Annotated in this window: 27 protein-coding genes and 1 tRNA gene; 17 read left to right on the top strand and 11 right to left on the bottom strand. The window is 65.4% G+C overall.

Annotated elements, in window-relative coordinates:
- Window positions 1-62: 62 nt before the first annotated feature.
- Both hisD and H0O22_RS12535 read left to right on the top strand, forming a co-directional pair.
- Window positions 63-1,397, top strand: coding sequence for a histidinol dehydrogenase (hisD, locus tag H0O22_RS12540; RefSeq protein WP_185186947.1), 1,335 nt, complete (start codon window positions 63-65; stop codon window positions 1,395-1,397).
- A gap of 4 nt (window positions 1,398-1,401) precedes the next feature.
- On the top strand, window positions 1,402-2,079 hold the full coding sequence (locus H0O22_RS12535; RefSeq protein ID WP_221625485.1) for a type 1 glutamine amidotransferase: 678 nt from the start codon (window positions 1,402-1,404) through the stop codon (window positions 2,077-2,079).
- On the opposite strand, the gene rpiA is transcribed toward H0O22_RS12535, so the two are convergent.
- Genes rpiA through H0O22_RS12520 form a run of 3 tightly spaced genes read right to left on the bottom strand, consistent with a single transcriptional unit; the run spans window position 2,069 to window position 4,739 of the window.
- The gene (rpiA, locus tag H0O22_RS12530; protein WP_185186946.1) at window positions 2,069-2,782 is read right to left on the bottom strand and encodes a ribose-5-phosphate isomerase RpiA; all 714 of its coding nucleotides are present in this window, start codon (window positions 2,780-2,782) and stop codon (window positions 2,069-2,071) included. The genes H0O22_RS12535 and rpiA overlap by 11 nt on opposite strands.
- Before the next feature lie 38 nt (window positions 2,783-2,820).
- Window positions 2,821-3,930: a trypsin-like peptidase domain-containing protein gene (locus tag H0O22_RS12525; RefSeq protein WP_255439334.1), complete on the bottom strand. Its 1,110-nt coding sequence runs from the start codon at window positions 3,928-3,930 to the stop codon at window positions 2,821-2,823.
- A 17-nt stretch (window positions 3,931-3,947) separates the two neighbouring features.
- Window positions 3,948-4,739, bottom strand: a complete 792-nt coding sequence (locus H0O22_RS12520) for a metallophosphoesterase (RefSeq protein WP_255439333.1) — start codon at window positions 4,737-4,739, stop codon at window positions 3,948-3,950.
- 52 nt (window positions 4,740-4,791) lie between these two features.
- Here H0O22_RS12520 and H0O22_RS12515 point away from each other — a divergent pair, with 52 nt between their 5' ends.
- The 6 genes from H0O22_RS12515 to H0O22_RS12490 all read left to right on the top strand — a co-directional run bounded on the left by H0O22_RS12515 (window position 4,792) and on the right by H0O22_RS12490 (window position 11,856).
- A complete protein-coding gene (locus H0O22_RS12515; protein WP_185186944.1) occupies window positions 4,792-5,061 on the top strand; it encodes a hypothetical protein in 270 nt (89 codons plus the stop codon).
- Window positions 5,062-5,212: 151 nt separating this feature from the next.
- Complete coding sequence (gene rimP / locus H0O22_RS12510; RefSeq protein ID WP_185188439.1) at window positions 5,213-5,686, top strand: ribosome maturation factor RimP; 474 nt, start codon at window positions 5,213-5,215, stop codon at window positions 5,684-5,686.
- Between the two features lie 41 nt (window positions 5,687-5,727).
- Entirely contained in the window at window positions 5,728-7,179 is a 1,452-nt protein-coding gene (nusA, locus tag H0O22_RS12505) for a transcription termination factor NusA (protein WP_185186943.1), read from the top strand.
- Window positions 7,176-7,433 (top strand): YlxR family protein, encoded by a 258-nt coding sequence (locus H0O22_RS12500; protein ID WP_185186942.1) that lies wholly within the window; start codon window positions 7,176-7,178, stop codon window positions 7,431-7,433. Before nusA ends, H0O22_RS12500 begins: the two co-directional genes overlap by 4 nt.
- 86 nt (window positions 7,434-7,519) lie before the next feature.
- Window positions 7,520-10,831: a translation initiation factor IF-2 gene (gene infB / locus H0O22_RS12495; RefSeq protein ID WP_185186941.1), complete on the top strand. Its 3,312-nt coding sequence runs from the start codon at window positions 7,520-7,522 to the stop codon at window positions 10,829-10,831.
- A 2-nt stretch (window positions 10,832-10,833) separates the two neighbouring features.
- A complete protein-coding gene (locus H0O22_RS12490; protein WP_185186940.1) occupies window positions 10,834-11,856 on the top strand; it encodes a low-complexity tail membrane protein in 1,023 nt (340 codons plus the stop codon).
- On the opposite strand, the gene H0O22_RS12485 is transcribed toward H0O22_RS12490, so the two are convergent.
- The gene (locus H0O22_RS12485) at window positions 11,800-12,060 is read right to left on the bottom strand and encodes a DUF3493 domain-containing protein (RefSeq protein ID WP_255439331.1); all 261 of its coding nucleotides are present in this window, start codon (window positions 12,058-12,060) and stop codon (window positions 11,800-11,802) included. The genes H0O22_RS12490 and H0O22_RS12485 overlap by 57 nt on opposite strands.
- A gap of 46 nt (window positions 12,061-12,106) precedes the next feature.
- Here H0O22_RS12485 and H0O22_RS12480 point away from each other — a divergent pair.
- Window positions 12,107-12,178, top strand: a tRNA-Thr gene (locus H0O22_RS12480).
- Between the two features lie 99 nt (window positions 12,179-12,277).
- Here the strand turns inward: H0O22_RS12480 and H0O22_RS12475 are convergent.
- A complete protein-coding gene (locus H0O22_RS12475; protein ID WP_185186939.1) occupies window positions 12,278-12,775 on the bottom strand; it encodes a cupin domain-containing protein in 498 nt (165 codons plus the stop codon).
- Window positions 12,776-12,847: 72 nt separating this feature from the next.
- On the opposite strand from H0O22_RS12475, the gene H0O22_RS12470 reads away from it, so the two are divergent.
- Together H0O22_RS12470 and H0O22_RS12465 are read left to right on the top strand one after the other, a co-directional pair.
- Complete coding sequence (locus H0O22_RS12470; protein ID WP_185186938.1) at window positions 12,848-13,282, top strand: nucleoside deaminase; 435 nt, start codon at window positions 12,848-12,850, stop codon at window positions 13,280-13,282.
- Window positions 13,283-13,288: 6 nt separating this feature from the next.
- A complete protein-coding gene (locus H0O22_RS12465) occupies window positions 13,289-14,020 on the top strand; it encodes a 16S rRNA (uracil(1498)-N(3))-methyltransferase (RefSeq protein ID WP_185186937.1) in 732 nt (243 codons plus the stop codon).
- Here H0O22_RS12465 and budA read toward each other — a convergent pair.
- From budA to psbA, 3 genes are all read right to left on the bottom strand, one after another.
- Window positions 13,991-14,845: an acetolactate decarboxylase gene (gene budA / locus H0O22_RS12460; protein WP_185186936.1), complete on the bottom strand. Its 855-nt coding sequence runs from the start codon at window positions 14,843-14,845 to the stop codon at window positions 13,991-13,993. The two genes, H0O22_RS12465 and budA, sit on opposite strands and share 30 nt — an antisense overlap.
- A gap of 7 nt (window positions 14,846-14,852) precedes the next feature.
- Complete coding sequence (alsS, locus tag H0O22_RS12455) at window positions 14,853-16,607, bottom strand: acetolactate synthase AlsS (protein ID WP_255439328.1); 1,755 nt, start codon at window positions 16,605-16,607, stop codon at window positions 14,853-14,855.
- A gap of 175 nt (window positions 16,608-16,782) precedes the next feature.
- Window positions 16,783-17,862 carry a photosystem II q(b) protein gene (psbA, locus tag H0O22_RS12450; RefSeq protein ID WP_185186296.1) on the bottom strand — a complete coding sequence of 360 codons (1,080 nt, stop codon included), beginning with the start codon at window positions 17,860-17,862 and terminating at the stop codon, window positions 16,783-16,785.
- Between the two features lie 190 nt (window positions 17,863-18,052).
- Here psbA and H0O22_RS12445 point away from each other — a divergent pair, with 190 nt between their 5' ends.
- On the top strand, window positions 18,053-18,367 hold the full coding sequence (locus H0O22_RS12445; RefSeq protein WP_185186935.1) for a hypothetical protein: 315 nt from the start codon (window positions 18,053-18,055) through the stop codon (window positions 18,365-18,367).
- Here the strand turns inward: H0O22_RS12445 and H0O22_RS12440 are convergent.
- Window positions 18,364-19,308, bottom strand: a complete 945-nt coding sequence (locus H0O22_RS12440; protein ID WP_185186934.1) for an aspartoacylase — start codon at window positions 19,306-19,308, stop codon at window positions 18,364-18,366. The two genes, H0O22_RS12445 and H0O22_RS12440, sit on opposite strands and share 4 nt — an antisense overlap.
- Before the next feature lie 55 nt (window positions 19,309-19,363).
- Between H0O22_RS12440 and H0O22_RS12435 the strand changes: the two genes are divergently transcribed.
- The 3 genes from H0O22_RS12435 to abc-f are packed head-to-tail and all read left to right on the top strand — an operon-like array spanning window position 19,364 to window position 22,901.
- On the top strand, window positions 19,364-20,323 hold the full coding sequence (locus H0O22_RS12435; RefSeq protein WP_185186933.1) for a glutathione S-transferase C-terminal domain-containing protein: 960 nt from the start codon (window positions 19,364-19,366) through the stop codon (window positions 20,321-20,323).
- Window positions 20,324-20,325: 2 nt separating this feature from the next.
- Window positions 20,326-20,967 (top strand): DUF2301 domain-containing membrane protein, encoded by a 642-nt coding sequence (locus H0O22_RS12430; RefSeq protein WP_185186932.1) that lies wholly within the window; start codon window positions 20,326-20,328, stop codon window positions 20,965-20,967.
- Window positions 20,964-22,901 (top strand): ribosomal protection-like ABC-F family protein, encoded by a 1,938-nt coding sequence (gene abc-f, locus H0O22_RS12425; RefSeq protein WP_185186931.1) that lies wholly within the window; start codon window positions 20,964-20,966, stop codon window positions 22,899-22,901. The genes H0O22_RS12430 and abc-f overlap by 4 nt, the downstream gene beginning before the upstream one ends.
- Here the strand turns inward: abc-f and H0O22_RS12420 are convergent.
- The gene (locus tag H0O22_RS12420) at window positions 22,882-23,370 is read right to left on the bottom strand and encodes a hypothetical protein (protein WP_185186930.1); all 489 of its coding nucleotides are present in this window, start codon (window positions 23,368-23,370) and stop codon (window positions 22,882-22,884) included. The genes abc-f and H0O22_RS12420 overlap by 20 nt on opposite strands.
- A 163-nt stretch (window positions 23,371-23,533) precedes the next feature.
- Between H0O22_RS12420 and H0O22_RS12415 the strand changes: the two genes are divergently transcribed.
- Window positions 23,534-23,752, top strand: a complete 219-nt coding sequence (locus H0O22_RS12415) for a CP12 domain-containing protein (RefSeq protein WP_185186929.1) — start codon at window positions 23,534-23,536, stop codon at window positions 23,750-23,752.
- 30 nt (window positions 23,753-23,782) lie between these two features.
- Here H0O22_RS12415 and cgtA read toward each other — a convergent pair whose 3' ends face one another.
- A complete protein-coding gene (gene cgtA, locus H0O22_RS12410; protein ID WP_185186928.1) occupies window positions 23,783-24,772 on the bottom strand; it encodes an Obg family GTPase CgtA in 990 nt (329 codons plus the stop codon).
- 39 nt (window positions 24,773-24,811) lie between these two features.
- On the opposite strand from cgtA, the gene H0O22_RS12405 reads away from it, so the two are divergent.
- On the top strand, window positions 24,812-26,065 hold the full coding sequence (locus H0O22_RS12405; protein ID WP_185186927.1) for an ABC transporter ATP-binding protein: 1,254 nt from the start codon (window positions 24,812-24,814) through the stop codon (window positions 26,063-26,065).

The following is a 26,065-nucleotide window of genomic DNA, read 5'->3' as shown; positions in this document are numbered from 1 at the left end:
CGGGGACCACTTCCCAAGGGCCGAGCAACTAGCTTGAAGAGTCACCGCCGCACCACGGTTTCGTGACCGCCAGCTCCCCTCCAAGCCGTGCCGAGTCCGTCCCGCAACTGCAGATTGAGCTGCTGCGGGACGCCCATCAGGCCGGGCAACGGCTGGAGGCCATCGCCGAGCGCACCGGAAGCGGTCAAAGCCGCGAGGTCGCCCAGCGGGTTGAGGCGATCCTGGAGCAGGTGCATTCGCAGGGCGATGCCGCGCTCTTTGAACTGACTGAGCGGTTTGACGGGGTGCGCCCCGATCCCCTTCGCATCCCTCAAGAGGAGATCGAGGCGGCTTGGGTTGCCACGCCCCCAGACCTGCAGGAGGCCCTGGCCCTGGCCCACCGCCGGATCCTGGACTTCCACGAACGTCAACGCCCCAACGACCTTGCCATCACGGGCGAGCATGGCGAACGCCTAGGCCGGCGCTGGCGGCCGGTGGAGCGTGCCGGTCTGTACGTGCCCGGAGGCCGTGCCAGCTACCCGAGCACGGTGCTGATGAACGCCGTTCCCGCGAAGGTGGCTGGAGTGCCGCGGGTGGTCATGGTCACCCCGCCCGGTCCCGACGGACGCATCAACACCACCGTCCTGGCCGCCGCGCACCTTGCGGGCATCGACGAGATCTATCGGGTCGGTGGCGCCCAAGCCATCGGAGCGCTGGCCTACGGCACGGAATCCATCCCGCGGGTGGACGTCATTAGTGGTCCGGGCAATCTCTATGTGACCTTGGCCAAAAAAGCGGTCTATGGGCGGGTCGCGATCGATTCCCTGGCGGGCCCCAGCGAAGTGCTGGTGATTGCCGATGCCAGCGCCAACCCCGAGCATGTCGCGGCCGATCTCCTGGCTCAAGCGGAGCACGACCCCCTGGCGGCGGCCATCCTGCTGACCACCAGCGAGGAGCTCGCGCAGGCCATTCCCGGCGCGATTGAGCAGCAGCTGCAGGGACATCCCCGCGCCGCCATCACCCGCCAGGCCCTCAACGACTGGGGTTTGATCGTGGTCTGCGGCGACCTGGACGAGGCCGCGAAGCTCAGCGACCGCTTTGCCCCCGAGCACCTGGAACTGCAGGTGGAGCAGCCTGAGCCCCTGGCCGAACAGATCCAACAGGCCGGAGCGATCTTCATGGGGGCCTGGACCCCGGAGGCCGTGGGCGACTACCTCGCCGGCCCGAACCACACCCTGCCGACGTCGGGCACGGCTCGGTTTGCTGGAGCGCTCTGCGTGGAGACCTTCATGCGCCACACGAGCTTGATTCAATTCAACCGGCAGGCCCTTGAGGCCACCGGCGCTGCCGTTGGCACCCTGGCTGACAGCGAGGGACTCCACAGCCACGCGGAGTCGGTCCGCCGGAGACTGGGTTGAGGCTGTGCGCGTCACAGTCCTGCAGCACGTCCCCTTCGAGGGACCTGGAGCCATTGCCCCATGGCTCAGCGCCCATGGACACAGCGTCGAAACCTGCGCCTTGTTTGAAGGGCAACCCCTCCCGTCCCTGAGAGAATTCGAAGCGCTGGTGGTGATGGGCGGTCCGATGGGCGTTCATGACACCCGGTCCTACCCGTGGCTCGGCCCTGAGCGCGAGCTACTGCAGCAGGTCATGAACAAAGACCTGCCCCTGCTGGGGATCTGCCTGGGGGCCCAGCTCATGGCCTCGGCCCTTGGAGCCGAAGTGCGCCCTGGCCCGAGCCGTGAGATTGGCTGGTGGCCCCTGGAGGTCGAGGCTGGGGCTTTACCCATCCAGTCCGGAAGCGAGGTCTTTCACTGGCATGGGGATCGCTTCGACCTGCCGGAGCACTGCGAGAGCTTGGCCCGTACAGAACCCTGCCCCCATCAAGCCTTCCGACGCGGACGAGCGCTCGGGCTGCAATTTCATCTGGAAACAACCCCCGAAGGGGTCGACGCTCTCATCCGCCACGGCCAAAGCGATCTGACGTCGCCAGGGCCATGGGTGCAAGCCCCGGAAGCCATCCGCGCCAACCTGAGGAAGCGCTGCGATCAACTCAATCGCCAATTGGCCGAGGTCTTGGAAGCCTGGATCAGCGCTTAACCAGGTCGCGAACGCCAGCGACGCCGTCGTTGATCTCACCCACCAGCACCTGGTCGGTGATGTTCACGAACAGACCGTTCTCGAGCACGCCGGGGAGGTTGTTGATCTCCTTCTCCAGGCTGACGGGATCGCCAATGCCGCCGCTGAACTTGACGTCCAGCACCAGGTTGCCCTGGTCGGTGACCACCGGACCGGCCTTCTTGACCGCCATGCGGAGCTGGGCATCACCACCCATCTCCCGCAGCTGACCTTGCACCTGACGCCAGGCACCGGGCATCACCTCAACCGGCAGCAGGAAACCCAGGTTGAGGGTGTCCACAAGCTTGGTGGAGTCCACAACCACCACGAAGCGCTTGGCACGAACCGCCACCAGCTTTTCCTGAACGTGGCAGGCGCCACCGCCCTTGATCAGCTGGAAGAAGGGATCAACCTCATCGGCGCCATCGATCGCCAAATCGATGCGATCGACCGCATTCAGGCTCTGCAGCGGGATGCCCAACTCGGCCGCCAGCACCTCGCCTTGGAAGGAGGTCGTGACGCCAACGATGTCCCGCAGCTCACCGCTCTTGAGCTTGGCGCCGAGGGCCTGAATCATCAGGGCTGCCGTTGAGCCCGAACCCAGGCCCACCACCATTCCGCACTGGATCTGCTCGGTGGCAGCCGCCGCCACCGCCTGTTTCATTTGATCCTGCAGATCCGCCATCACGCCGTTTTCTCTGAGCCGAGACCGTAGCTCAGGCCTCAGGAATGCGGCAGCGCCTCAGGACGGATCGCGAGATCAATCTGTTCGTCACCCCGCAACACACGGATCGGCAGGTCATCACCAATCTTGGAGGCCTCCACCAGGCGCAAGAGCTCCCCAGGGTCACTGACCTGTTGTTCCGCCGCCTGAACCAGCAGGTCTCCGCGCCGTAGGCCGGCCCTGTCAGCGGGACTATCAGGAATCACCCGTTGCACCAGCGCCCCATCTCGCTCAGGAAGCTGCAACAACGCATTCGGGTCCGCGTTGTTGTCGCGGGCTAAGCGCGGGTTCAAGGGAACCAGCTGCAGGCCCAAGTAGGGATGCACCACGGAGTCCCCTTGGCTCAGTTGGGCCGCGACGCCCTTCGCCAAGTTGATCGGGATTGCAAAGCCCAGTCCGGCCCCAGGGCCTGAACGCACCAGGGTGTTGATGCCAATGACCTCGCCGCTGGCATTGATGAGGGGCCCTCCAGAATTGCCCGGGTTAATCGCCGCATCGGTCTGAATCAACTCCAGGCGTTTATCGGAAAAGCCCAGGCTGGTGATGTTGCGGTGCAGGCTGCTGACGATGCCCAGGGTGACGGTCCGCTCGAGGCCGTAGGGCGTCCCCAAGGCGATCGCCCAATCCCCGACGTCCAGCGCACTGGAATCGCCGAGGGGAGCCGCCTTCAGGCCAGGAGTCTTCGCGATCCGGACCACCGCCAGATCGGTCACGGGGTCAATGCCCAGCACCGAGCCCTCGAGTTCTTCTCCGCTGGCCAGGGTCACCTCAACCCGTTCGGCACCATCGACCACGTGGGCATTGGTCAGGACCATGCCCTGGCCATCGATCACGATCCCGGAGCCCTGGCCGCGTTCGCGGCTATTCGGGATCTGATCACCAAACATTTCCCGCAGCAGGGGGTCACTAAAGGAGGGATCCAGCCCAAGGCGGGGAACGGTTCTCTCGGTATCGATCCGCACGACCGCAGGACCCACCCGCTTCACGGCCGCCGAGACGAAGCTGTGGTTCGAGGTCCCGCCGAACTCAGCCCGGACCGGAGCCGCCGGCAGCCACGCCAAAAGAACGAGCGCCAGGGCCAGCAGCAAGCGCACCACGATCCGCGTCAACCCCAAGTCCGCCAAGGCTAGGCAGATTCCAGGGGGGACCAGCGCAGCAGGGTGGAGACCACCGCTCCGGACTCCTGCAGGTCGAGCCAACGGGCTCCGGGCCAATCCGAGTGCTCAAGGGGGCAGGGCTGAACCGCCGCGAACGCGGCCAACGAGGAGGGGCAGGCCCAGAGAGAGATCGGGGGGCCTCCACCGGTGCGCTGCAGCTCGCCCTGCCAGTGCTGATGGACGTGGCCGAACAGAACGGCCTTCAGCGCTGGGCTGCGCCGCAGGCATCCCAGAAAGGGGTCTGGCTCCTGCAGGGCGATGGGATCCAAGCCGGGGTCACCGATGGCCAGAGGGGGGTGGTGAAGGGCCACAACCACGGGCTGACGGGCCGCCCGCAGCTGCCCTTCGAGCCAATCCAACTGCCGCGGATCGAGGAAACCCGCAACACAACCGCTGCGGTGACTGGAGAGCACGAGCAGGGTCCACCCACCAACATCCAGGGCCGCCGGAGCAATCACCGCCCGCCGCCCCAAGGCCGCACGCAGCAAGGCTTGGTGGTCATGGTTGCCGGGGGTCAAGGCCAGGGGGACTTGCCGAAGCGCCTCCACCTGATCCAGCGCGTCCAGCAGACGCCGGTAGCCACCCCAGCTCTCGTCCTGGCAGAGGTCACCGGTGATCAAGAGGAGATCCGGTCGCCGATTGATCTGCGTCAGGGCCTGCCGAAGGCCATAGACGAGGGTGGCCATCGAGGGGCGACCCCGGCAGAGGCCATCGGGATCCGCCAAGAGGTGGGGATCACTGAACTGAAGGAGGCCAGGCACACCAACCGAGCGGTTCGTTCGCCCTAAGTTGCCCCTTCTTGATAGAGCTGGCATGGCCTCCGTTCCACCGGGCACCCGTCAACGCTGCGCCCTCTGCCAGGTGGAGATTCAAGGGCTCGTGGGTGGGCTCGAGCAGGTGCACTTCAGCCAGGGGCAACCCTCCACCCGCTCCAAGCTCTACGCCCGCGTTTGCCAGTACCTCCGCACCGACGAACAAAAGCGTCAGTGTCTGAACCAGGACCCCAGCCTGCGTGGAGAAACCCAACCGGGCGATGCCTACATGGAACCCCCAGTGGCAGACCTTGGCCGTACGGGTGCCTGACGCCCCGAGGACGATCGCGTAATCTTTTGATGTGCCCGGCGGGCACCTCTGACTGAACAGTGATGACTCCATGGGAGCCACTGATCAGCCAGACAGCAGATCACTGCAGGTGCCGGACGGGTTGCCCGTTCCCCTGTTCCCTCTCCAGGCTTTGCCGCATCCCCTGCTCCCTGACCTCCAAAGCCTGGCTTGCCAGGTCGCGGAAGCTGCTGGATTCCAGGTCTGCGGCCTTGAACTGCTGACCCATCGGATCCCGATGACGCTGCTGGTCCAGCTGCGTCTTGCCGATGGCGGAGACGTCAGCCTGGACAACTGCGCCACCTTCAGCGGAGTGCTGGGCGACGCCATCGAGAACAGCGGTCTGCTCGAGGACGCCTATGTCCTTGAAATCAGCAGTCCGGGTGTCAGCGAGGAGCTGAGCGAGGACCGTGACTTCCGCAGTTTCCGCGGCTTCCCGGTCTCCATCCGCTACCGCGACGCCAAATCGGGGGGCGACAGCGAGCGTGAGGGCCTCCTGCTCGAACGCGATGGGGAGAACGTTCTCCTCAATGTCCGCGGACGCACTGTTCGCATCCCGCGCTCCGACGTGATCAGCGTGAAGCTCGTCACTCCCAAAGAGGGCTAAGCCCTTTCCCCCCCTCTCCATCCCGCACCCAACCACCTGCCATGGCACTGGTCCTGCTCCCCGGTCTCTCCAACCTGATCGAGGACATCAGCGAAGAGAAAAAGCTGCCCCCTGCGGTGGTGGAAGCGGCTCTGCGTGAAGCCCTGCTGAAGGGTTACGAGCGTTATCGGCGCACCCTCTACCTGGGGATCAGCGAAGACCCCTTCGAGGAGGACTACTTCTCCAACTTCGATGTCGCCCTGGATCTCGATGAGGAGGGCTATCGGGTGCTGGCCTCCAAGATCATCGTGGAGGAAGTCGAGAGCGAAGACCACCAGATCGCCCTGGCCGAGGTGATGCAGGTGGCTGAAGACGCCCAGGCCGGCGACACGGTGGTGCTGGACGTCACCCCTGAAAAAGAAGACTTCGGTCGGATGGCAGCCGCCACGACCAAGCAGGTTCTCGCCCAGAAGCTGCGGGACCAACAGCGGCGCATGATCCAGGAGGAATTTGCCGACCTCGAGGATCCCGTCCTGACCGCTCGCGTGATCCGCTTCGAGCGTCAGAGCGTGATCATGGCCGTGAGCAGCGGCCTCGGCCGCCCCGAGGTGGAGGCCGAACTCCCCCGCCGCGACCAACTGCCCAATGACAACTACCGGGCCAACGCCACCTTCAAGGTCTTCCTGAAGGAAGTCAGCGAAATCCCCCGCCGCGGTCCCCAGCTGTTTGTCAGCCGCTCCAACGCCGGTCTGGTGGTCTACCTCTTCGAAAACGAGGTCCCCGAGATCCAGGAGGGGTCAGTCCGCATCGTTGCCGTCGCCCGTGAAGCTAACCCGCCGTCGCGCTCGGTGGGTCCCCGCACCAAGGTGGCCGTCGACAGCGTCGAGCGTGAGGTGGACCCGGTGGGCGCCTGCATCGGTGCCCGCGGCTCCCGCATTCAGCAGGTCGTCAACGAGCTGCGGGGCGAAAAAATCGACGTCATCCGCTGGTCCCACGACCCCGGTCAGTACATCGCCAACTCCCTCAGCCCTGCCCGTGTTGAAGCGGTGCGGCTCGTGGATCCGGAGGGGCAGCACGCCCACGTGCTGGTTCCGCCCGATCAACTCAGCCTGGCCATCGGCCGCGAAGGTCAAAACGTGCGCCTTGCCGCTCGCTTGACCGGCTGGAAGATCGACATCAAAAACAGCACCGAGTACGACCAGACGTCCGAGGACGAGAAGGTCGCTGAGCTGATCGCGATGCGCCAAGAAGAGGAAGCGCTCCAGGCCGAAGCCGAAGCCCGGATGGAGGCGGAGCACGCCCTGCGCGCTGAGGAAGATGCCCGTCTGCGCGAGCTCTATCCCCTGCCCGAGGACGAGGAGGAGTACGGCGAGCAGGCCAACTACGACGAGGCGGCCTACGAGCAAGAGCCCGTCGCAGAAGCCGAGGCCACCGAAGAAGCCAACGCCGACGTCGCTGAAGAAGCCGTCGAAGAGGCTGTTGAAGAGGGCAGCGACGAGGAAGGAGCCCGGTGAAGCAGCAGCCCGTCCTCAGGCGTTGTGTGACCTGCCGAGCGCTGCTGGATCGCCAGCAACTGCTGCGGGTCATCCGCCTGGCCGAGGGCGGAATGGCTCTGGACGAGGGCATGGGCCGATCGGCCTACCTCTGTCCGACCGAGAGCTGTTTTGAGGAAGCCAAACGCCGCAAACGTCTGCAGAAGGCACTCCGGTGCCAAGTGTCAGATTCCATCTACGCGGCCTTGGAACAGCGCCTGAATGCCACCTCTTAATCAGGCGCTGAGGCAAGATAAATAGTGGCCTCACTGTGGGTGATGGCCCGGTGGCACGTGTTGCCCCCGACCACTTGGAGCACTGAATGACCAGCAGCGGCAAAGTCAGGATTTACGAGCTGTCCAAGGACTTGGGCCTTGAGAACAAGGACGTGCTCGATGCCGCCGAGAAACTGTCGATCGCAGCGAAGAGCCACAGCAGCTCCATCAGCGATGACGAGGCAGCGCAGATTCGCAGCCTGATCAAAGGTGGCGGGAACGGCAGCAAACCTGCTCCGGCAGCGGCCGAACCCAAAAAAGCCATCCTTTCGGTGAAGAAAGCCGCCCCCGCAGCGCCGGCCGCTCCTGGGAAGCCCGCCGCGGCAAGCCCGGCTCCAGCGAAACCTGCTGCTGCGGCCCCCGCTCCTCGGCCCCAGCCCCAGGCCGCCAAGCCCGCTGCCCCAGCTCGTCCGGCTTCGCCCAGCGCCCCCCCGAGCCGTCCTGCCGCCGCTCAGGCTGCCAAACCTGCTGCTGCGGCCAAGCCCGCCACTCAACCCGCGGCCAAGCCCGCTGCGAAACCGGCAGCCAGTGCACCCCCGAGCCGCCCTGCCGCCCCCTCTGCCCCTCCGGCCAGGCCCGCCGCGGCGAAGCCTGTGGCCAAACCAGCGGCCAGTGCGCCACCAAGCCGTCCCGCTGCTCCGGCACCCAGCCGCCCGGCACCGGCGATCGTCTCCAAGACCCCCGCAGGCGCACCACCGGCCCGCAAGCCCGCTCCGCCTGTCTCTCGCCCTGCAGCAGGTAGCCCCCAGCGTCCCGGCGCGCCCACGCGCCCCGCAGGCGGTGGACGTCCCCAATTGGTCAGCCGACCCCAAGGTGGTCAAGGTGGTGCCCGTCCCGCCACACCCTCCGGCCGTCCGGCCCTGAGCCAACGCCCCGGGATGCCGACGCGCCCTGGCGCACCCGCCCCGACCCGCATGGGACAAGGCGGCAAGCCCGCGAAGCCCACCCGTCCTCAGGTGGAGCTAGTCGGCAAGCCCATTCGTCGCGATGTTGGCGGCCCCGCCGGCGGCGGGAACCGTCCTGCCCCCCCGACCCGTCCTGGCATGCCCGGGATGCGCAAGCCGGTGGCCCCTGGCGAGCTCATGCAGCTCCATAAGCCTGGTGCCCGTCCCAGCGCGCCGCCCCCGCGCCGTCCCGGTGCCCCCGCCGGTGCCCCGGGTGCGGGCGCCGGTGACGCCAACCGTCCTTCAGCAACACCCCCCTCGGCGCCCCGTCGCCCCAATTTCCGCGCCCCGATGCCCCCGGGTGGTGGACGCCCTCGCCGCCCCGACTGGGACGACAGCGCCCGCCTGGATGCACTGCGCAGCCGCTCGCCCCAGAAGCAGCGCCAGCGCGTTCACATCATTGGCGAAAACGACGATTCCCTGGCGGCACAAACCGGTGGCTACGCCGGCGACACCGATGCGGTGGTGCTGCAGGCTTCCCTGGCGCGTCCGGCGAAGCCCCGCAGCGCCGGCTCGGCTCAACCCAAGCCGACCGTTGTCGCTCGCAAGCGCCGCAAGGAAACCGCCCGTCAGCGTCAGCGCCGCCGCGCCATGGAGCTGCGCGCCGCACGGGAAGCCAAGCAACAGCGGCCCGAAATGCTCGTGGTGCCGGAAGGCAACCTCACGGTGCAGGAGCTCGCGGACAAGCTGGGCGTCGAGAGCTCCGAGATCATCAAGAGCCTCTTCTTCAAGGGCATCATCGCCACGGTGACCCAGACCCTCGATCTCCCCGCGATCGAGACGGTGTCCAAGGAATTCGGCGTGCCGGTGCTCGAAGACGACGTCGAGGAAGCGGCCGCGAAAACGGTCGAGATGATCGAAGAGAGCGACCTGGCTCACCTGATCCGTCGCCCACCCGTGGTCACCGTCATGGGCCACGTCGACCACGGCAAAACCAGCCTGCTGGACTCGATCCGCAAAACCCGGGTCACCGCCGGCGAAGCCGGTGGCATCACCCAGCACATTGGTGCTTATCAGGTCGAAGTGCCCCACGCCGGGGAACAGCGGAAGATCACCTTCCTCGACACTCCCGGCCACGAGGCATTCACTGCCATGCGGGCCCGCGGCACCAAGGTGACCGACGTGGCCGTGCTGGTGGTTGCCGCCGATGACGGCGTCCGTCCCCAAACCCTGGAAGCCATCAGCCACGCCCGGGCGGCCAAGGTGCCGATCGTGGTGGCGATCAACAAGATCGACAAGGAAGGCGCCTCTCCCGATCGCGTCAAGCAGGAGCTCTCTTCCCACGAGCTCGTCGCCGAGGACTGGGGTGGCAACACCGTGATGGTTCCGGTGAGCGCCATCAAGGGCGAGAACATCGACAAGCTGCTGGAGATGATCCTGCTGGTCACCGAAGTGGAAGACCTGCAGGCCAACCCCGATCGCATGGCCCGCGGCACCGTGATCGAGGCTCACCTCGACAAGGCGAAGGGCCCTGTGGCGACCCTGTTGATCCAGAACGGAACCCTGCGCACCGGCGACGTGCTGGCCGCTGGCCCGATCCTGGGCAAGGTTCGCGCCATGGTCGATGACAACGGCAAGCGCGTCAAAGAGGCCGGCCCCTCCTACGCCGTGGAAGCCCTGGGCTTCAGCGAAGTACCCACGGCCGGTGATGAGTTCGAGGTCTACACCGACGAAAAAACAGCCCGTGCTGTCGTCGGCGACCGCGCCACCGAAGCCCGTGCGACCCGCCTGGCCCAACAAATGGCCTCCCGCCGGGTGTCCCTGGCCTCCATGTCTGGCCAGGCCAGCGAAGGCGAACTCAAGGAACTCAACCTCATCCTCAAGGCCGACGTTCAAGGTTCCGTCGAGGCCATCCTCGGCTCCTTGGAACAACTGCCTCAAGAAGAGGTTCAGGTCCGTGTTCTGCTCTCCGCACCGGGCGAAGTCACCGAGACCGACGTCGACCTGGCCGCCGCTTCCGGTGCTGTGATCGTCGGCTTCAACACCTCAATGGCGCCTGGCGCGAAGCGTGCCGCCGATGCCACCGGCGTGGATGTGCGCGATTACGACGTCATCTACAAACTGCTTGAGGACATTCAGATGGCCATGGAAGGCCTGCTGGAGCCCGAGCTGGTGGAAGAGCCCCTCGGCGAAGCCGAAGTGCGCGCGATCTTCACGATCGGCAAGAGCGCCGTGGCCGGCTGCTACGTCACCAACGGCAAACTGCAGCGCAACTGCAAGGTGCGGGTCTGGCGTGGCAAGGAGAAGGTGTTCGAGGGCGACCTCGACTCCCTGCGCCGCGCCAAGGACGATGTCAAGGAAGTCGCCACCGGCTTCGAATGCGGCATCGGCTGTGATCGTTTTGCCAACTGGGCGGAAGGCGATCGGGTGGAAGCGTTCAAACTGGTCACTCAGCGACGCACCCTCAGCAACTGATCGTGAATCCGGCAAGACGCGAACCCCTCCTGTGGCTCCAGCTACTCGGGCTCGCGGCCTTGCCGCTGGAGATCCTGCTGTTGTTCCTGCTCTTTGCAGGAGCAGACCCTGGCCCCTTCCCGGGTTTCGAACGCCTCCTCACCTGGGCGATCGGCGCCCTGGGCAGTGCCGTTTTGTTCTGGAGACTGCCGCCTGACCTCTGGTCCTTGCTGATCCTGCAGGTACCCCTGCGCGGTCGACGTCCGGAGCAGTTTCGTCTGAGCGCACTGCAGACCGCACTGCCCCTGAAGGTTCTCATTGCCCTGGGTGCTGCACTACTTCTGCCTTTGACCTGGTGGGCCGACAGCCATGCCGGGATGGCCTGGGCCTGGTCTCCCCTCTCGAGCAGTCCACGGTTGGTGGTGCTCCTGCTCTGCATCCCCGTCTTAGTACTGATCCAGTGGCAATGGGCCCAGGTGATCCAGGCGATCTGGATGCTCACCCGGCCCGCCGCTCTGGTGGATCAAACCCTGCCCCTGACCCAAGTCCAGGCAGCCGAGCAACGCCTCAACGCTGGGCTTCCGCTCTTGCTGCTGGCCCCGCTGGCCTTTGCGGAACCCTCGGCGCCCGTCGCTCCAGCACCGCAAGAGGAACAGCAGCAACCCGAGACTGTTGCCTCAGAACCGGAGCAGACCGCCTCCCCGGCTGAGACGGAGACCGTCGCCGAGGAATCTCCTGAACCCGCTGCCGAGCCTCTGCAGGCTAAGCCTGAAGCCGTTGAGGAAAACGAAGCCCACGCGGCCAGCGCCGAAGCCGTTGTCTCAGACGACGTCGAGGCATCGCCAGAGGAAGCCGAAGTCTCTGACCCAGAACCAGAAGCCGACGCAGAGCCCGAGGCTGAAGAGGTCAGTTCCGAGGTGATCGCCCAAGACGACTCAGCCCCGGACGAGACCACGGCCGAAGCACCTCAGGACGAGAGCGAAGACGCGTCAGTCGTCGACGCTGGGGGAGCGGTCGCGCCAGAGGAGAAGCCCGAAGAGGGCTAGGGCCGAAACCTGAATCAAGAGGTCAGAGGCCTGGACCACCTCTCCACCGGCTGAGCGCATCGCCATCGTGGCCAGGCCCACCCCAGCGGAAGCGGTGAAGGCCAGCCAGAGCCCCCGGCGCAAGCCACGCCATGGAGTGCGGGCCTCCTGAAGCAGCCGAGCCTTCATGGCCGGATCCAAGGGGGGACGGGATTCAGGGGGCATCCGGACAGCGCTTGCATCGAGGCCAGAATGCTAATTTCACTGGTCTGCCGGTGTAGCTCAGTGGTAGAGCAACTGATTCGTAATCAGTAGGTCGTCGGTTCAAGTCCGATCTCCGGCTTTGCAGCCCCTGGAACTCTCAAACGAGAGGCAAAAAAGCAGTCACAGAAAGACCTCTTGGTCGCTGACTGTGCGTGATCGACAACCAGTCTGCTGTGCCCTACCGATACTCAGGCAGCGCAGCTGGTGGATGTTCAGCGACTGAAAGTTCGCTGAGGAGTTGAAAGTCAGCGAAGTCAAAACCAGGGGCCACCGCGCAGGTCATCAGACTCCAACGCCCCAACGCCCGCGCCGCCTGCCAGACACCCGCCGGGACGACGAGGCTCTGGGCTGACCCTGGCTGCAGGCGCCACTCCTGGAGCCCCTCCGGCCCAGACCCCAGCATCAGAAGCGCCAAGGGATCGCCAACAAGGCAGCACCAACTCTCATCGGCATGGTGGACCCGATGCCAGCGACTGATCTCCCCTGGCCCCAGTAGGAAAAGAATCTGGGTAAAGGCATCACGCTGAGCACCATCAGCGCGGCGCACCTTCAGGGCACTGCGGAAGGTCTCGCGATACCACCCCCCTTCCGGGTGGGGTTGCAGATCCAGGGCCGCAACGATCTCAGCCACGCCGTGGCTGGCCGGATCCCACTGGGTGAGGTTGTCCTGCGTCATGCCAACAGCCAAAGCGCGATCCCGTCGCCATGCTTGAGCCAACGGCACGGAGATGTGATCGATCGCAGCACGATGCAACGTCTTGTCGATGCGGCCCGCACCGAAGCCGAACGGGGCTGGAGTGAAGGGGGCATTCCGATTGGCGCCGTCCTGGCCCAAGAGGATGGAACGATCGTGGCCCGGGGGCACAACCAACGGGTCCAAAACGGTGATCCCACGAGCCACGGCGAAACCCAGTGCATCCGCAACGCCGGCCGTCGCCGGGACTGGCGTGAGCTGACCCTGGTCACCACCCTCTCGCCCTGTCCGATGTGCGCGGGCACCGCCGTTTTGCTGGGCTTTCGGCGGATCGTCATCGGCGAACGCACGACCTTTCAAGGGGCTGAGGCCTGGCTCGAACAGGCCGGCATCGAGGTGAACTGCCTCGATGATCCAGGCTGCGAGCAGTTGATGCGCACCATGCAAGAGCAGAAGCCTGAGCTCTGGGCCGAAGACATCGGCTGCTGATCGGCCATGAACATCGTCCTGCTGAAACCGGAGGACTGGATCGACGAGCAGCGCGTGCTGCTCAAAGACCAGCGGGCCACCCACATCCGCAAGGTGCTTCGCGCCAGTGCAGGGGACACCCTTCGAGTGGGCCGCCTTGGAGGTGCCTGCGGTCAGGGCCTGATCGAATCCCTCGACGCCCATGGCGTGGTGCTGAGCACGGTCCTCACCGAAGCCCCACCCCGACGCCACCCTTTCGATTTGGTGTTGGCTCTGCCCAGGCCCAAGATGCTGCGCCGCATCCTGCGCCAATGCGCTGAATTCGGGATCAGCCACCTCCACCTGATCAACAGCGCGCGGGTCGAGAAGAGCTACTGGCAGAGCCCCCTGCTCCAGGCCCGCAAGGTGGAGGACGCACTGCTCGCCGGCATGGAGCGCGCACGGGACACCATCGCCCCGCAGGTGCACCTCCACCCACGCTTCAGACCCTTCATCGAAGACGAGCTGCCGGGACTGGCCGGGGAACGCCCCTGCCTGATCACCGACATGGCCGCCCAACAGCCCCTCGGAGCGTTCGCGGGCACACCCGCACTGGTCATGGTCGGGCCGGAGGGGGGCTTTGTCCCCTTCGAGCTGGAGCTCGCCCAAGCCAACGGTGCCCGCCCCGTCCATCTGGGGGAGCGGACCTTGAGTGTGGACACGGCCCTCAGCGCGACCCTGGCCCAGGGGTCAGCTGTGTTTGCTCTCCGCCCTGGCTAGGGCCTCGGCGGGATCCCCCTTCAGGTCAGCCTCCAAAAAAGCCGGTGTTTCCGGCAAGGCCAGATGGACGTGGTTGTCCATATGCAGCTGCACGGTCAGCTCCTTGGCCTCTAAATCGAGGATGTGACCACCGTATTGGTGGTCAGCGCTCAGGAGATGGAGGTGATAGCCAGGCACATTGATCGTGCGGGCATAGCTGGGGGTCCAGAACCCCACCAGACTTCCGCGGATGCCCTGCTGACTGAACTCCGCCTGGTGGCTGGTGGCCGTCACCAGATCCGTGCCATGGGCGCTCTTGCAGGCCACGCGGTAGTGGATCCGCTCAAACGTGCCCTCCACCCGAATCGCGCAGAAGAGGTTGTCACTGCGGCGCAGCGCATCCAATTGCGCGGTGAGATCCTCCCAACTGGCCACCGACGGCAACGTGGCGGTGCGGTCCGCTGCGAAAAACGTCGTCGCCCAAAAGGGAGCCAAGGCTTCCTCAGGAGCGACCCGCACCGATCCGTCACTGCGGGCCTGCCAGCAGGTGCCGTCGAGCATGATCCCTTCGCCGTCGAGACCATCGAAGGTGCCGAGCCCGAAATCCCCGTGGCGCTTGATATCAGCCACCCGGACACACCCCTGATAGACCCCCTGGACCAGGGCTCCGGATGTGGAGACCTGATAGATTGTGTGGTGATCCAAGTCCAGGGTGTCCGCGAGGGAGCGGCGGACGATGTGGCTGACGCTCTCACCGGTGCGGTCTGCCAGAACGTGCAGAGCGTCCCAGAGGCCATCCCCGAGGGAGACGTTCAGGTGATGACCGCTCGCATGCTGCGTACTCATCGCCGGCTCAGTGAATGAATTGCTGATGGACTTCCTGCATCAGCCGCAGGTTCTCCGAGTAATCCACCGGCACGTTGATCAGGACCGGCACGGGCTGTTGAAGCGCCTCCCGCAGAACGGGGCCCAACTCATCTGCGTTCGCGATCGCGTAGCCCTTAGCTCCAAAGGCCTCGGCGAACTTGACCACGTCGTAGTCGCCCAGCTGAATTCCCGAGACGCGGCCGTAGTGCGCCTGCTCCTGGAACTCAACCATGTTGTACGAGTGACTGTTCCAGATCACGTGCACAAAGCGGCTCCCCATCCGCACCGCCGTCTCCAGTTCGGTCGCGGTAAAGAGGAAGCCCCCATCCCCTGACACCGAGATCACCGGGGACCCCGGTCGCACCATGCCGGCGGCCATCGCCCAAGGCAGGGCCACACCGAGGGTCTGCTGACCATTGCTGACCAGCACCTGGCGTGCCCGCTCCGCCTGGGCGTAGCGGTTCATCCAGATGTAGTGGGATCCCACATCCAGGCAGAGCGTGGTCTCCGGCGTGACCACCGCACTGATCTCATGGACCAAACGCAGGGGATGCACCGGTGCCGCTCCACCCATGGAGAGGCCTTCTGCGGCTGTCGCCTGGACCTCGGCGGCAGAGGCTTCCTGCAGTTGGCGGAAGTCCGAGGCCACCGTCGGCGACGGCAAGCTGGCCAAGGCGGTCAAGGTCTCCTGCAGATCCCCAATCAGTTCCACCTGGGGCAAGAAGGCCCGGTCCTGATCCGCGGCTTGCACATCGACGTTGACGATGACGCGCCGCTGAGCGGTGTTCCAGAGGCTCGGGTCGTATTCGACAGGGTCAAAGCCGATGCAGATCACCCCATCAGCCGCATTTAGCAGGGCATCTGCCGGCTGGTTACGAAAGAGGCCCACCCGCCCCACGTACTGCCCAGGGGCCACCCAGCCTCCGGGACCTTGGAAGGTGGCGCAATAGGAGAGACCGCTCCGGCGGACATAGGCCTTCAGTGCCTCACTCAGCGGGGGGGCTGAGGCCTGCATTCCCAGCAGGAGCAGGGGGCGTTGCAGTCGCTGCAAGAGCTCAGCGGCCCGGCTCAGCGCCCGGGGATGACAGGGGCCCTGGAGGGTTGGCTGTCCCCAACCTGCCGCTGGATCGGCATCGATCTCAGCCAGGCCCACATCCTTGGGAAGCCCCAGGAAGGCCGCACCGGGCCGCCCCTGCTCGGCCGCCCGAATCGCATTCCCGAGGACCTCCGGCAAGTCGTGAATGGAGAGGGCCGACTGGGCAAAGCGCGTCACCGGGGCCATCAGGCTGATGGCATCCAGGGACTGATGGGTCTGCTTAAAGCGATCGTCGAGGGGCACTTCGCCTCCGATCGCTAACACCGGGTCCCCTTCCGTGGTCGCGGTCGCCAACCCCGTCACCAGATTGGTCACCCCGGGACCTGAGGTGGCCAGGCAGACCCCGATGCGGCCGGTCAGCCGCCCGAAGGCTTGGGCCATGAAGGCCGCGTTCTGCTCATGGCGGCAGAGCACCAACTCGATGGGCGAATCCAGCAGGGCCGTGAAGACGCTGTCGACCTTGGCGCCCGGAATACCGAAGACATGGGTCACACCATGGGCCTCGAGGGCCTTCACCAGAAATTCCGCACCCGTCATGGTGGAAGAGAGCGGGCGCTTGGCATCCGCTGCGGCCAGGCGTCCCGGACTGCGGCTGTTCGGGTTCTGGGGAGCGCGGCTGTGGGTCTGGCGGGCTGAGGTCGTCATCCGCGAACGGGCAGCTGAGGTTCGCTCACCATGACCACGCTTTGGATCCGCAGCGTCCTCGTTCTGTTTTTTTGGGGAATCTGCGCCCAAACAACAAAAAGCCCCCGCGAAAGCGGGGGCTTTTGATTCAACACTCCTCGAAGTTCGAGAAGAAGCTGAATCTTGGGGTTCAGCCTCAGCCGATGGCGGGAGCAGTCAGAGCCACGGGGGTGGACTCAGCAGCAGCCAGGTCGAGGGGGAAGTTGTGAGCGTTGCGCTCGTGCATCACTTCCATACCGAGGTTGGCGCGGTTCAGCACGTCAGCCCAGGTGTTCAGCACACGACCCTGGGAATCCAGGATCGACTGGTTGAAGTTGAAGCCGTTCAGGTTGAACGCCATGGTGCTAACGCCCAGGGCGGTGAACCAGATACCAACCACAGGCCAGGCAGCCAGGAAGAAGTGCAGGCTGCGGCTGTTGTTGAAGGAGGCGTATTGGAAGATCAGGCGACCGAAGTAACCGTGGGCAGCCACGATGTTGTAGGTCTCTTCCTCTTGGCCGAACTTGTAGCCGTAGTTCTGGGACTCGCTCTCGGTGGTTTCACGCACCAGGGAGGAGGTCACCAGGGAGCCGTGCATGGCGGAGAACAGGGAACCACCGAACACACCAGCCACACCAAGCATGTGGAAGGGGTGCATCAGGATGTTGTGCTCAGCCTGGAACACCAGCATGTAGTTGAAGGTGCCGGAGATGCCCAGGGGCATGGCGTCCGAGAAGGAGCCCTGACCGAAGGGATACACCAGGAACACTGCGGAAGCAGCAGCCACGGGTGCGCTGTAAGCAACGCAGATCCAGGGGCGCATGCCGAGGCGGTAGGAGAGTTCCCACTCACGACCCATGTAGGCGTAGATGCCGATGAGGAAGTGGAAAACAACCAGCTGGAAAGGACCGCCGTTGTACAGCCACTCGTCGAGGCTGGCGGCTTCCCAGATGGGATAGAAGTGCAGGCCGATGGCGTTGCTGGAGGGGATAACAGCACCAGAGATGATGTTGTTTCCGTAGATCAGGGAGCCAGCAACAGGCTCACGGATGCCGTCGATGTCGACGGGGGGTGCTGCGATGAACGCAACGATGAAGCAGATGGTGGCGGCCAGCAGGCAGGGAATCATCAGAACGCCGAACCAACCCACATAGAGGCGGTTGTCGGTGCTGGTGACCCACTCGCAGAACTGGTTCCACGCAGAAGCGCCTTGGCGCTGCTGGATGGTGGTCGTCATGAGTACGGGAAAGAAAGGCTCAACGGACTAGCCGTCAGAGCGGTAGTTAGGGCGGCCCAAGCGGGCTGCCCGAGCAAATGTAAAGGAAGTTTGCGCGCTTTGTAAAGCGATTTTGCGCAGCGTCCTCATCCAGGCGGGTAGCCAAGCCCCAAAACCGCTGCTAGGAGTCGCCTGTCACGCCCTCAGCGCCATGCGCCTTCCCCTGCTGCTGCTTGCTGCCGGTCTGTTGCTGGCGGGCTGCCAGGGGGGAGAACAGCGCAACAACGCCGCGGATACCGATCGGCTCAATCGCCTCGAGCTGCGGGTTCAGCAGCTCGAGCAACGGCAAGCCTCCCCAGGCGGGGTGGACACCAGCGATCCCACTGGCAAAGCACCGGCTGGACCGGTCAAATCCCTGACCTTCCGGACCGACAGCGCTGATGACCGGTTGCGGATCTACTGGGCTGACGGCAGCACCAGCGACCTGCCCTGCACCAAAGAGCAGGGCACCTGGGCCTGCGGCTAAGCCGCCATCAACGCCTGCAGGGCCGGTAACCAAGACCCCTCGGTAGCCCAGCGCTCGCGGCGGCAAAGGCTGAAGGCGATGCCCTTCTCCCCATAGGCCGCCTCATTAATAAAGACAGGCCAACAGGCCTCGGCCGCAAAGCCCATGGCCTCCGGATCGAAGCGCCAGGCCTCTGGACAGGGCTGATCGCCGGGTTGCCAAAACAGAGGTTGCCCCAGCTGAAGCGGCCTCCAGTCACGCCGCTCCAAGGCCGGATGGACGCAGGCGATGGCCTCTCCCGTGCCATCCCGGGGCAGATCAACGCTGCCGCAATGGCGGTACACCTGCAGTCCTGCGGGGAGCCGCAGCGTCCCCGAGGCGGCCTCGGCCAACACCGCCAAGGTGGCCTCCAGAGCCAATTGGGTTTGCTGCTGGATCGGGGCGCTGAGCAGCCCCTGGGCCACGGGCCCCACTTCGATCACGAGACCACAGGGCCAACGCTCCACCAAGAAGCCGGTCTGTGCGGCATCCGCTTCATGCAGGTAGATCGGCAGACCGAGCCTCGCTTGGATCCCTGCCGCCAAGGCCAAATCGGCAGGGCGACGTCCGTAGAGCACCAATGAATTCCCCATGCCGCTCGTGGTGCTGTGCAGGTCGATGGCCACCGCACAGGGGTTAGAGCCTTGCGGCGATAACTCCGCCAGCAACTCCCGAGCCCGCTGCAGCTCCAACGGCTGGAGCGATGGATTGGCCAGCAGATCCGGCGCGAAGCAACGGTTGAGATCGCGGTCGATGTAGCGGCGATTCGCCTGATGGGCCGCCGGATTCCCCAGCACCAAGGCCACGGGAAGCTCCGAGCGATGTAGGGCCTGGGGCTCGCTCCGCCAACGCTTCAGCAAGGCCGGAGCATTGCGCTCGTTGCCATGGGTGCCCGCCACCACCAAGACCTGAGCCCGCCCCATCCTCTGTTCTCCAGCGCGCAGCTGCGCCAGCCTGGCAGAAGTGTTCTGAACGTCCATGGCCATCCCCCCTGCCGTGGTGGCGGCGGCCCGAACCGGCTGGCATTGGCAGTGGCTGCAACTCATGGGCGGCCTCGGACCCGCCGATCCCGAGGGGAACTACAGACGACCAGCCGGGGCGTTTGTGCTCAAACCCGAGCTGCCCCGCTCGGCCGGAACGCCAGGCGCCCACGTGCTGATCGTCGGCCGCAGCTGCCCTTGGGCCCACCGCGCCTGGCTCGTCTGGCAGCTCCGTCAGCTGCAGCAGAGCATTGATCTGCTGGTGGTCGAGCCCGATCCCAAGGCGGGGCGCTGGCGCTTCAGCACCCCCTTTCGGGGCTGCGAGACCCTGCAGGAGCTCTACCGCGCCGCCGGCGCCGATCCCAACCAACGGGCCACCGTGCCCGTCCTGGTGGACAGCGGCTCTGGAGCGGTCGTCGTTGGCGAAAGCGCCCGGCTGATGGAACTGCTGAACGAGTGGCCCGCGCCCCCTGGCGTGCTGGACCTGGCGCCCGAGAGCCAGGCCCAGGCCATCGGGGAGTGGCGTGAGCGCTTCCAGCACAACATCAATGACGGGGTCTACCGCTGCGGCTTTGCCCGCAACCAGGGGGCCTACGACCGTGCTGAAGCCGCCCTCTTTGAAACCCTGGCCGAGGCGGAAGCCCTGCTCTCGAGGCCAGATGCATCCCCCTGGCTGTGCGGCAGGGCCCCATCCCTGGCGGATGTCCAGCTGTTTCCCACCTTGATTCGCCTGGAGTTGGTCTACGCCCCCCTCTTTGGGGTCAGCCGCCAGCCGCTCTGGCACTTCCCCGGGCTCTGGCGCTGGCGGCAACGCTTCTTCGCCCTCGCGGGGGTGGCCGAGACCTGCTGCGAGCAGGCCTGGCGCGAGGACTACTTCGGTGCCTTGTTCCCCCTCAATCCCTCGGGGATCGTGCCCGCGGGGCCCGCCCTGAGCACACTGGTTCAAGGAGCCGCCTGAGCATGAGCGCCACCGCCGATCGGGTCTTTAAAGGGGTCTATGGCCCCTACAGCATTACGGCGACGGACCGCCGCGAAGTGCTCGGCTACCGCCTCGCCCTCTTCACGGCGGCACTGGCCCAAGCGGCGCTCTTGCTCCAGTGGCAGCAGCTGGGGGGCACCTGGATCTGGCCCTGGCTCCTCCCCCTGGCGGCGGGGGTCGGTCTGGCCCTGCGCTGGATTCACATCTATCTGCGTCCGCTGCACCGCGCCTTGCAACTGTTCTGGCTGCTGGGCTGTGTTGGCTTTCTGGGCCTGCTGATCAGCGCCGGCCCCCAGGGCATGGCCACGGCGCTGACCAGCGACGGCCGCTGGATCTGGGCGGTGGGCCCCTTCTTCGCGGCCCTCGCAGGCATCGGCTTCAAGGAATTCTTCTGCTTCCGTCGCCCTGAGGCGATCGGCGTCACGCTGCTCCTGCCGATCGCTCTGCTGGGGCGACTGAGCGGCCTGCTGAGCATCGAAGTCACGGCCACGTTGCTGGCGATCGAAGCCGCCCTGCTGCTGGTGCTGACCCTGCGGAAATTCCCGATGGATGCCGCGGCCGATGTGGGCGACAAGAGCGTGTTTGCTTATCTGGAAGCGCAGCGGCACTCCCCCAACCTGTGAGCCTGATCAGCCTGGTGGATGTCCGCAAGGACTTCGGCATCCGCACCCTCTTCGACGGGCTGACCCTCCACATCGGCGAACGGGAACGCCTGGGCCTGATTGGCCCCAACGGCGCCGGGAAGTCCACCCTGATGCGCGTCCTGGCCGGTCTTGAGCCCACGGGCAGAGGCAGCCGCCGGGTGCTCCCCCAAGCGCGCATCGTCCTGGTGAGCCAAGAGCCGGAGATGGATCCGGAGCGAACCGTGCTCGAGCAGGTCTTCGCCGACAGCGGCGAGAAGATGCAACTGCTGCGGCGCTACACCGAGGTCAGTGAGGCCCTCGCCAGCGCCCACGAACGGGGCGAGGACGATGGGCCCCTCCTGGCCGAACTGGGCCAACTCAACGGACGGATGGACCAAAGCCAAGCCTGGGGCTTGGAGCAGCAAATCCGCGAAGTGCTGCAACGGCTCGGCATCGGCGACACCCAATGCCGGGTCGGCGACCTCTCCGGTGGGTACCGCAAACGCCTTGCCCTAGCCGCCGCCCTGGTGGCTGACCCGGATGTCTTGCTGCTGGACGAGCCCACCAACCATCTCGATGCCGACTGCATCCAGTGGCTCCAGGGCTACCTGCAGCGCTTCAGCGGCTCTCTGGTGCTGATCACCCACGACCGCTACGTCCTCGATCAGGTGACCAACCGGATCGTCGAGGTGGATCGCGGCGAGGCCCGCAACTACAGCGGCAACTACGCCTACTACCTGGCCCGCAAGGCCGAGGAGGAAGCAGCGACCGCCGCGACTGAAGCGAAATTCAAGGGTGTTCTGCGGCGCGAGCTGGAGTGGCTCAAGCGCGGACCGAAGGCGCGCAGCACCAAACAGAAAGCACGGATCCAACGGATCGAAGCGATGCAGGAGGCCCCCAAGCGCCAGACCAAGGGGGACCTGAGCCTGACCAGCAACCAACGGCGGCTGGGGAAGCGGGCGATCGAAGCCGAAGACGTGCTGGTCTGGGCCAGCGCGGAGGCCCAAAGCGCAGGCCAAACGCCGCTCTTACGTGACTTCAGCTACGACTTCAGCCCGGAGGATCGGATCGGGATCATCGGGCCCAATGGCTCCGGCAAGTCGACACTGCTGGACCTGATTGCCGGTCGGCGGGAACCCCAAGGGGGGCGCGTCGAACTGGGCTCCACCGTGAAGCTGGCCTACTTCGACCAGCACAGCCACACCGTGCTCGATCAGATCGATGCGGCCGGCCGGGAGCGCAAGGTGATTGACGTCGTCAAGGAGGCCGCGAGCACCGTCGAAGTCGACGGCTCCACCTTGAGTGCGTCCCAGCTGCTCGAGCGCTTCCTCTTTCCTCCGGCCCAGCAACACCAACCGGTGAGCAAGCTCTCCGGCGGCGAACGGCGGCGGTTGCACCTCTGTCGCCTGCTGATCGAGGCCCCCAATGTCCTGCTGCTGGACGAACCCACCAACGACCTCGACGTCCAGACCCTGACCGTGCTCGAGGATTTCCTGGAGGACTTCCGCGGCTGTGTCGTCGTGGTCTCCCACGACCGCTACTTCCTCGATCGGACCGTCGATCGACTCTTCAGCTTCGAGGACGGCCAGCTGGAGCGCTTTGAGGGGAACTACAGCAGTTACCTCGAGCGGCAATCCAGCAACCGACCAGCAGCCGCCACACCGGAACCGGCGCCCAGCAAGCCAGACCCTGAACCGAAGGCGAAACCGGCCAAGGCCAGACGCCGCAGCTTCAAGGAAAACCGGGAACTCGAGCAGCTCGATACGAACCTGCCCCTCTGGGAAGCCCGCAAGGACGAACTGGAAAGCCTGCTGGCAACAGGCGGCAGTGATTACGCCGCCCTCGAACTCCTGAGCGAGGAGCTCTCGAGCCTCCTCCAGACCATTGCCACGGGGGAAGAACGCTGGCTCGAACTCAGTGAGATGCCGGGGTAGTCGCGCTGCTGCGGCGACGGCGATGGGCGTGGGGCGGCAGCTCCGCAGCACTGCGTCCTGGCTTGGCACTCAGCTCGCACTGCATCCGTGGGGCACCTTGACCCAACCAGGGTTGCTGGCGGCAACGACCCGAGCGCGCCTCGGCCTCTTTCATGGACGTGGGCTTGTAGTCACTGAGGCTGCGCTGCAGGGCCATTTCATCGCCCATATGCCGCAGATAGAGATCCAAGGTCCACTGGATCTGGTTGTGTTCAAAGGCCTCACAGGCCGCCTGCAAGGAATGAAAGCGCTGGCTCACCAAACCGGTTGGGGAGCACTGCTTCCACTCGAGGGTGTCCTCAAAGCTCAGGCCCTCACGCCACTGCCTCTGCTCCGAGAGATAGCAGTGATGGTCAGGTCCATTGATCCAGAAGAGACGACCGGCCTCATCCATGAAGTGACGATCGTGTCGCTGCGTGATCCGCGCCATCTCGAATTCCCTAACTAGCCCTCTGCTAGCCACAGCCCTCCCCTCTGGCCGCGAAAAAAAGCGAAAGACGAATCAGAAGGCCATCACAAATGGCTCCGCATCCGCCACATAGCCCGTATGGTGTGGCCGACGTCGAGCAGCCTGATCTCTCCGGCCTCATTGCATGAACACGATCGACGAGCACATCGCTAAGGACAAAACTGAGATCGAAGCGGCTAAAGCTGCTGGTGATCAACCCAAGGTCCGCCACCTTCAGGACGAAGTGAAGGACCTCGAGGAATACAAGACCCACCATCCCGGCGAGCAGAAAGACCCCTCTCCCCTGGAAGTGTTCTGCGACCTGAACCCCGACGCCCCTGAGTGCCTCGTCTACGACGACTGAACCCTCAGCCGTGAGCCAGCTCTGCCTGGCTCACACCCCCAGCTCTTTCCAGACTCTGGACAAGAGCTGATCCAAGTTTTTCGAGGTAGCAGCGGAGACATCCAGCACCGATTGGCCGCAGTGGTCGCTGATCAGCTGAATCCGCTCCTCCAACTCCTCATCCAAGAGCAATTCGGTTTTGTTGAGCGCCACCAGGCAGGGCCGCTCATCAAGGCCATTGCCATAGGCGGCCAGCTCCTGCTGCACCACCTTGAAGTCGTTCAGGACATCCTCTGAGCTGGCATCCACCAGGTGGATCAGCAGGCGGGTGCGCTGGATGTGACGCAGGAAGTCATGGCCGAGGCCCGCACCCTGGGCGGCCCCGGCAATCAACCCAGGAATATCCGCAAAGACCGTGCCATCTCCGCTGGGGCGACGCACGACCCCGAGGTTGGGAACCAGGGTGGTGAAGGGGTAATCGGCAATCTTGGGCCGCGCCGAGGAGAGCACAGAGATCAAGGTGCTCTTGCCGGCATTGGGCAGGCCAATGATTCCCACCTCGGCCAACAACTTCAGCTCGAGCTGGAGCAGCCACTCCTCCCCATCGCGTCCCTCGGTGAATTTCTCCGGAGCGCGGTTGCGGTTACTCAGGTAGTGGGCATTGCCCAATCCGCCGCGGCCGCCGACGGCAACCAACAGACGCTCGCCCTTCTCAGTGAGATCCCCCAAGAGGATGTGGGTTCTTGAATCACGGACCTCCGTGCCACAGGGGACCTTGATCACCAGGGGGGACCCACTGGCGCCGGTGGCCTTGTTGGGCCCTCCACGCCGACCATCGTCAGCGGCAAAGAGGCGCTTGTACTTGAAATCCAGCAGGGTTTGGAGGTTGGAGTCGGCCTCTAGCCAGACATCCCCACCCCGGCCACCGTCACCTCCGGAAGGGCCGCCGGCGGGAACGTATTTCTCACGGCGAAAAGCGGCTATTCCATCGCCGCCGCGTCCTGCCTGCAGTGAGATCCGGGCCTGATCAATGAATTGCATTTGACCAACCCTAAGATCGGGCCGCCGTGAGGCCGGTTCTTGGCAGAGGTTCGCTTCCAGCAGGTCAGCAAGACCTACCCCCCACGGCGAGGCAGTGCAGCGGTTGAGGTCCTGCGCCAGCTGGATCTCTCGATCCGTGATGGCGAGTTCTTGGTCCTGGTGGGACCCTCCGGCTGCGGCAAGAGCACCCTGCTGCGGCTGTTAGCAGGCCTCGAGAGCCCCAGCGGCGGCGAGATCATCGTTGGTGGACGCCGGGTGACCCATCTGCGCCCGTCCCAACGGGATGTGGCGATGGTCTTCCAGAGCTACGCCCTCTATCCCCACTTGAGCGTGGCGGACAACATTGGCTTTGGCCTGCGGCGGCAGCGGCAGCGCACGAGCGTCCAACAGCTCCAGGACAGCCTGCACCGTGCCGGACGGGCCCTGCCCGAGGCCCTCCGGGTTCCCTCCAGCCGGGAGCAACGGATCGAAGCGCGCATCCAGGAGGTCGCCAGCACGCTGGAGCTCGAGCATCTGCTGGACCGGATGCCCAAGGAACTCTCCGGCGGCCAAAAACAACGGGTTGCCCTCGGGCGCGCCATCGCCCGCCAGCCGTCCGTCTTTCTGATGGATGAACCCCTGAGCAACCTGGACGCCAAATTACGGACGGGGACCCGGGCCCAGATCGTCGAACTGCAGCGCCGACTGGGAACCACGACGGTCTATGTGACCCATGACCAGGTGGAGGCCATGACCATGGGCCACCGGATCGCCGTCTTGAACCGCGGCTCCCTGCAACAGCTCGGGACCCCGGCGGAGCTCTACCAGTGGCCGAGCAACTTGTTTGTGGCCCAATTCATCGGCAGCCCAGCGATGAACCTGTTGCCCATCACCGTTGCCGGCAAAGGTCAGCTGCAGCTCGGCAGCCGGCGTTTCCTCCCGGAGGGCCCCAGCGGAGATGCCCTGATGCACTGGCAGGAGGCTGGGGGGATTGAGACCCTCACCGGCGGCCTGCGGGCGGAACACCTGCGCTTAGCCCCGGCCACCAACCGCAACCTGCCCGCCGAGGTCTGCCATGTGGAGGGGCTCGGCAATGAGCAACTGCTCACCTGCCGCCTCGAGGAGGGAAGCCACCTGGTCCAGCTGCGGGCCGATCCGGGCGAGCAGCTCACCCCAGGGGAAACGGTTCACCTGGAGATCGATCCCAAGGGCTGGCGCTTCTTTGACGCGAACGGCGAGGCGATCCCAATGGCGCCCGAGCCGATCGCCGAACCCAGCTCGGGCCCCGAGCCCGTGCTGCCGTCCCTGGGCTAG

Origin of the sequence: Synechococcus sp. LTW-R (assembly GCF_014217875.1) — a bacterium.
Classification (GTDB): domain Bacteria; phylum Cyanobacteriota; class Cyanobacteriia; order PCC-6307; family Cyanobiaceae; genus Vulcanococcus.
This window is presented reverse-complemented; position numbering and strand designations above follow the sequence as displayed.

Excerpts from the sequence above, each read along its gene's own strand:
- rpiA (WP_185186946.1), bottom strand. The coding sequence starts at position 2,782 with ATGGCGGATCTGCAGGATCAAATGAAACAGGCGGTGGCGGCGGCTGCC.
- H0O22_RS12515 (WP_185186944.1), top strand. The coding sequence starts at position 4,792 with ATGGCCTCCGTTCCACCGGGCACCCGTCAACGCTGCGCCCTCTGCCAG.
- nusA (WP_185186943.1), top strand. The coding sequence starts at position 5,728 with ATGGCACTGGTCCTGCTCCCCGGTCTCTCCAACCTGATCGAGGACATC.
- infB (WP_185186941.1), top strand. The coding sequence starts at position 7,520 with ATGACCAGCAGCGGCAAAGTCAGGATTTACGAGCTGTCCAAGGACTTG.
- H0O22_RS12485 (WP_255439331.1), bottom strand. The coding sequence starts at position 12,060 with ATGCCCCCTGAATCCCGTCCCCCCTTGGATCCGGCCATGAAGGCTCGG.
- H0O22_RS12475 (WP_185186939.1), bottom strand. The coding sequence starts at position 12,775 with ATGACGCAGGACAACCTCACCCAGTGGGATCCGGCCAGCCACGGCGTG.
- H0O22_RS12470 (WP_185186938.1), top strand. The coding sequence starts at position 12,848 with ATGCAACGTCTTGTCGATGCGGCCCGCACCGAAGCCGAACGGGGCTGG.
- H0O22_RS12465 (WP_185186937.1), top strand. The coding sequence starts at position 13,289 with ATGAACATCGTCCTGCTGAAACCGGAGGACTGGATCGACGAGCAGCGC.
- budA (WP_185186936.1), bottom strand. The coding sequence starts at position 14,845 with ATGAGTACGCAGCATGCGAGCGGTCATCACCTGAACGTCTCCCTCGGG.
- alsS (WP_255439328.1), bottom strand. The coding sequence starts at position 16,607 with ATGACGACCTCAGCCCGCCAGACCCACAGCCGCGCTCCCCAGAACCCG.
- psbA (WP_185186296.1), bottom strand. The coding sequence starts at position 17,862 with ATGACGACCACCATCCAGCAGCGCCAAGGCGCTTCTGCGTGGAACCAG.
- H0O22_RS12445 (WP_185186935.1), top strand. The coding sequence starts at position 18,053 with ATGCGCCTTCCCCTGCTGCTGCTTGCTGCCGGTCTGTTGCTGGCGGGC.
- H0O22_RS12440 (WP_185186934.1), bottom strand. The coding sequence starts at position 19,308 with ATGGGGCGGGCTCAGGTCTTGGTGGTGGCGGGCACCCATGGCAACGAG.
- H0O22_RS12435 (WP_185186933.1), top strand. The coding sequence starts at position 19,364 with ATGGCCATCCCCCCTGCCGTGGTGGCGGCGGCCCGAACCGGCTGGCAT.
- H0O22_RS12430 (WP_185186932.1), top strand. The coding sequence starts at position 20,326 with ATGAGCGCCACCGCCGATCGGGTCTTTAAAGGGGTCTATGGCCCCTAC.
- H0O22_RS12420 (WP_185186930.1), bottom strand. The coding sequence starts at position 23,370 with ATGGCGCGGATCACGCAGCGACACGATCGTCACTTCATGGATGAGGCC.
- H0O22_RS12415 (WP_185186929.1), top strand. The coding sequence starts at position 23,534 with ATGAACACGATCGACGAGCACATCGCTAAGGACAAAACTGAGATCGAA.
- cgtA (WP_185186928.1), bottom strand. The coding sequence starts at position 24,772 with ATGCAATTCATTGATCAGGCCCGGATCTCACTGCAGGCAGGACGCGGC.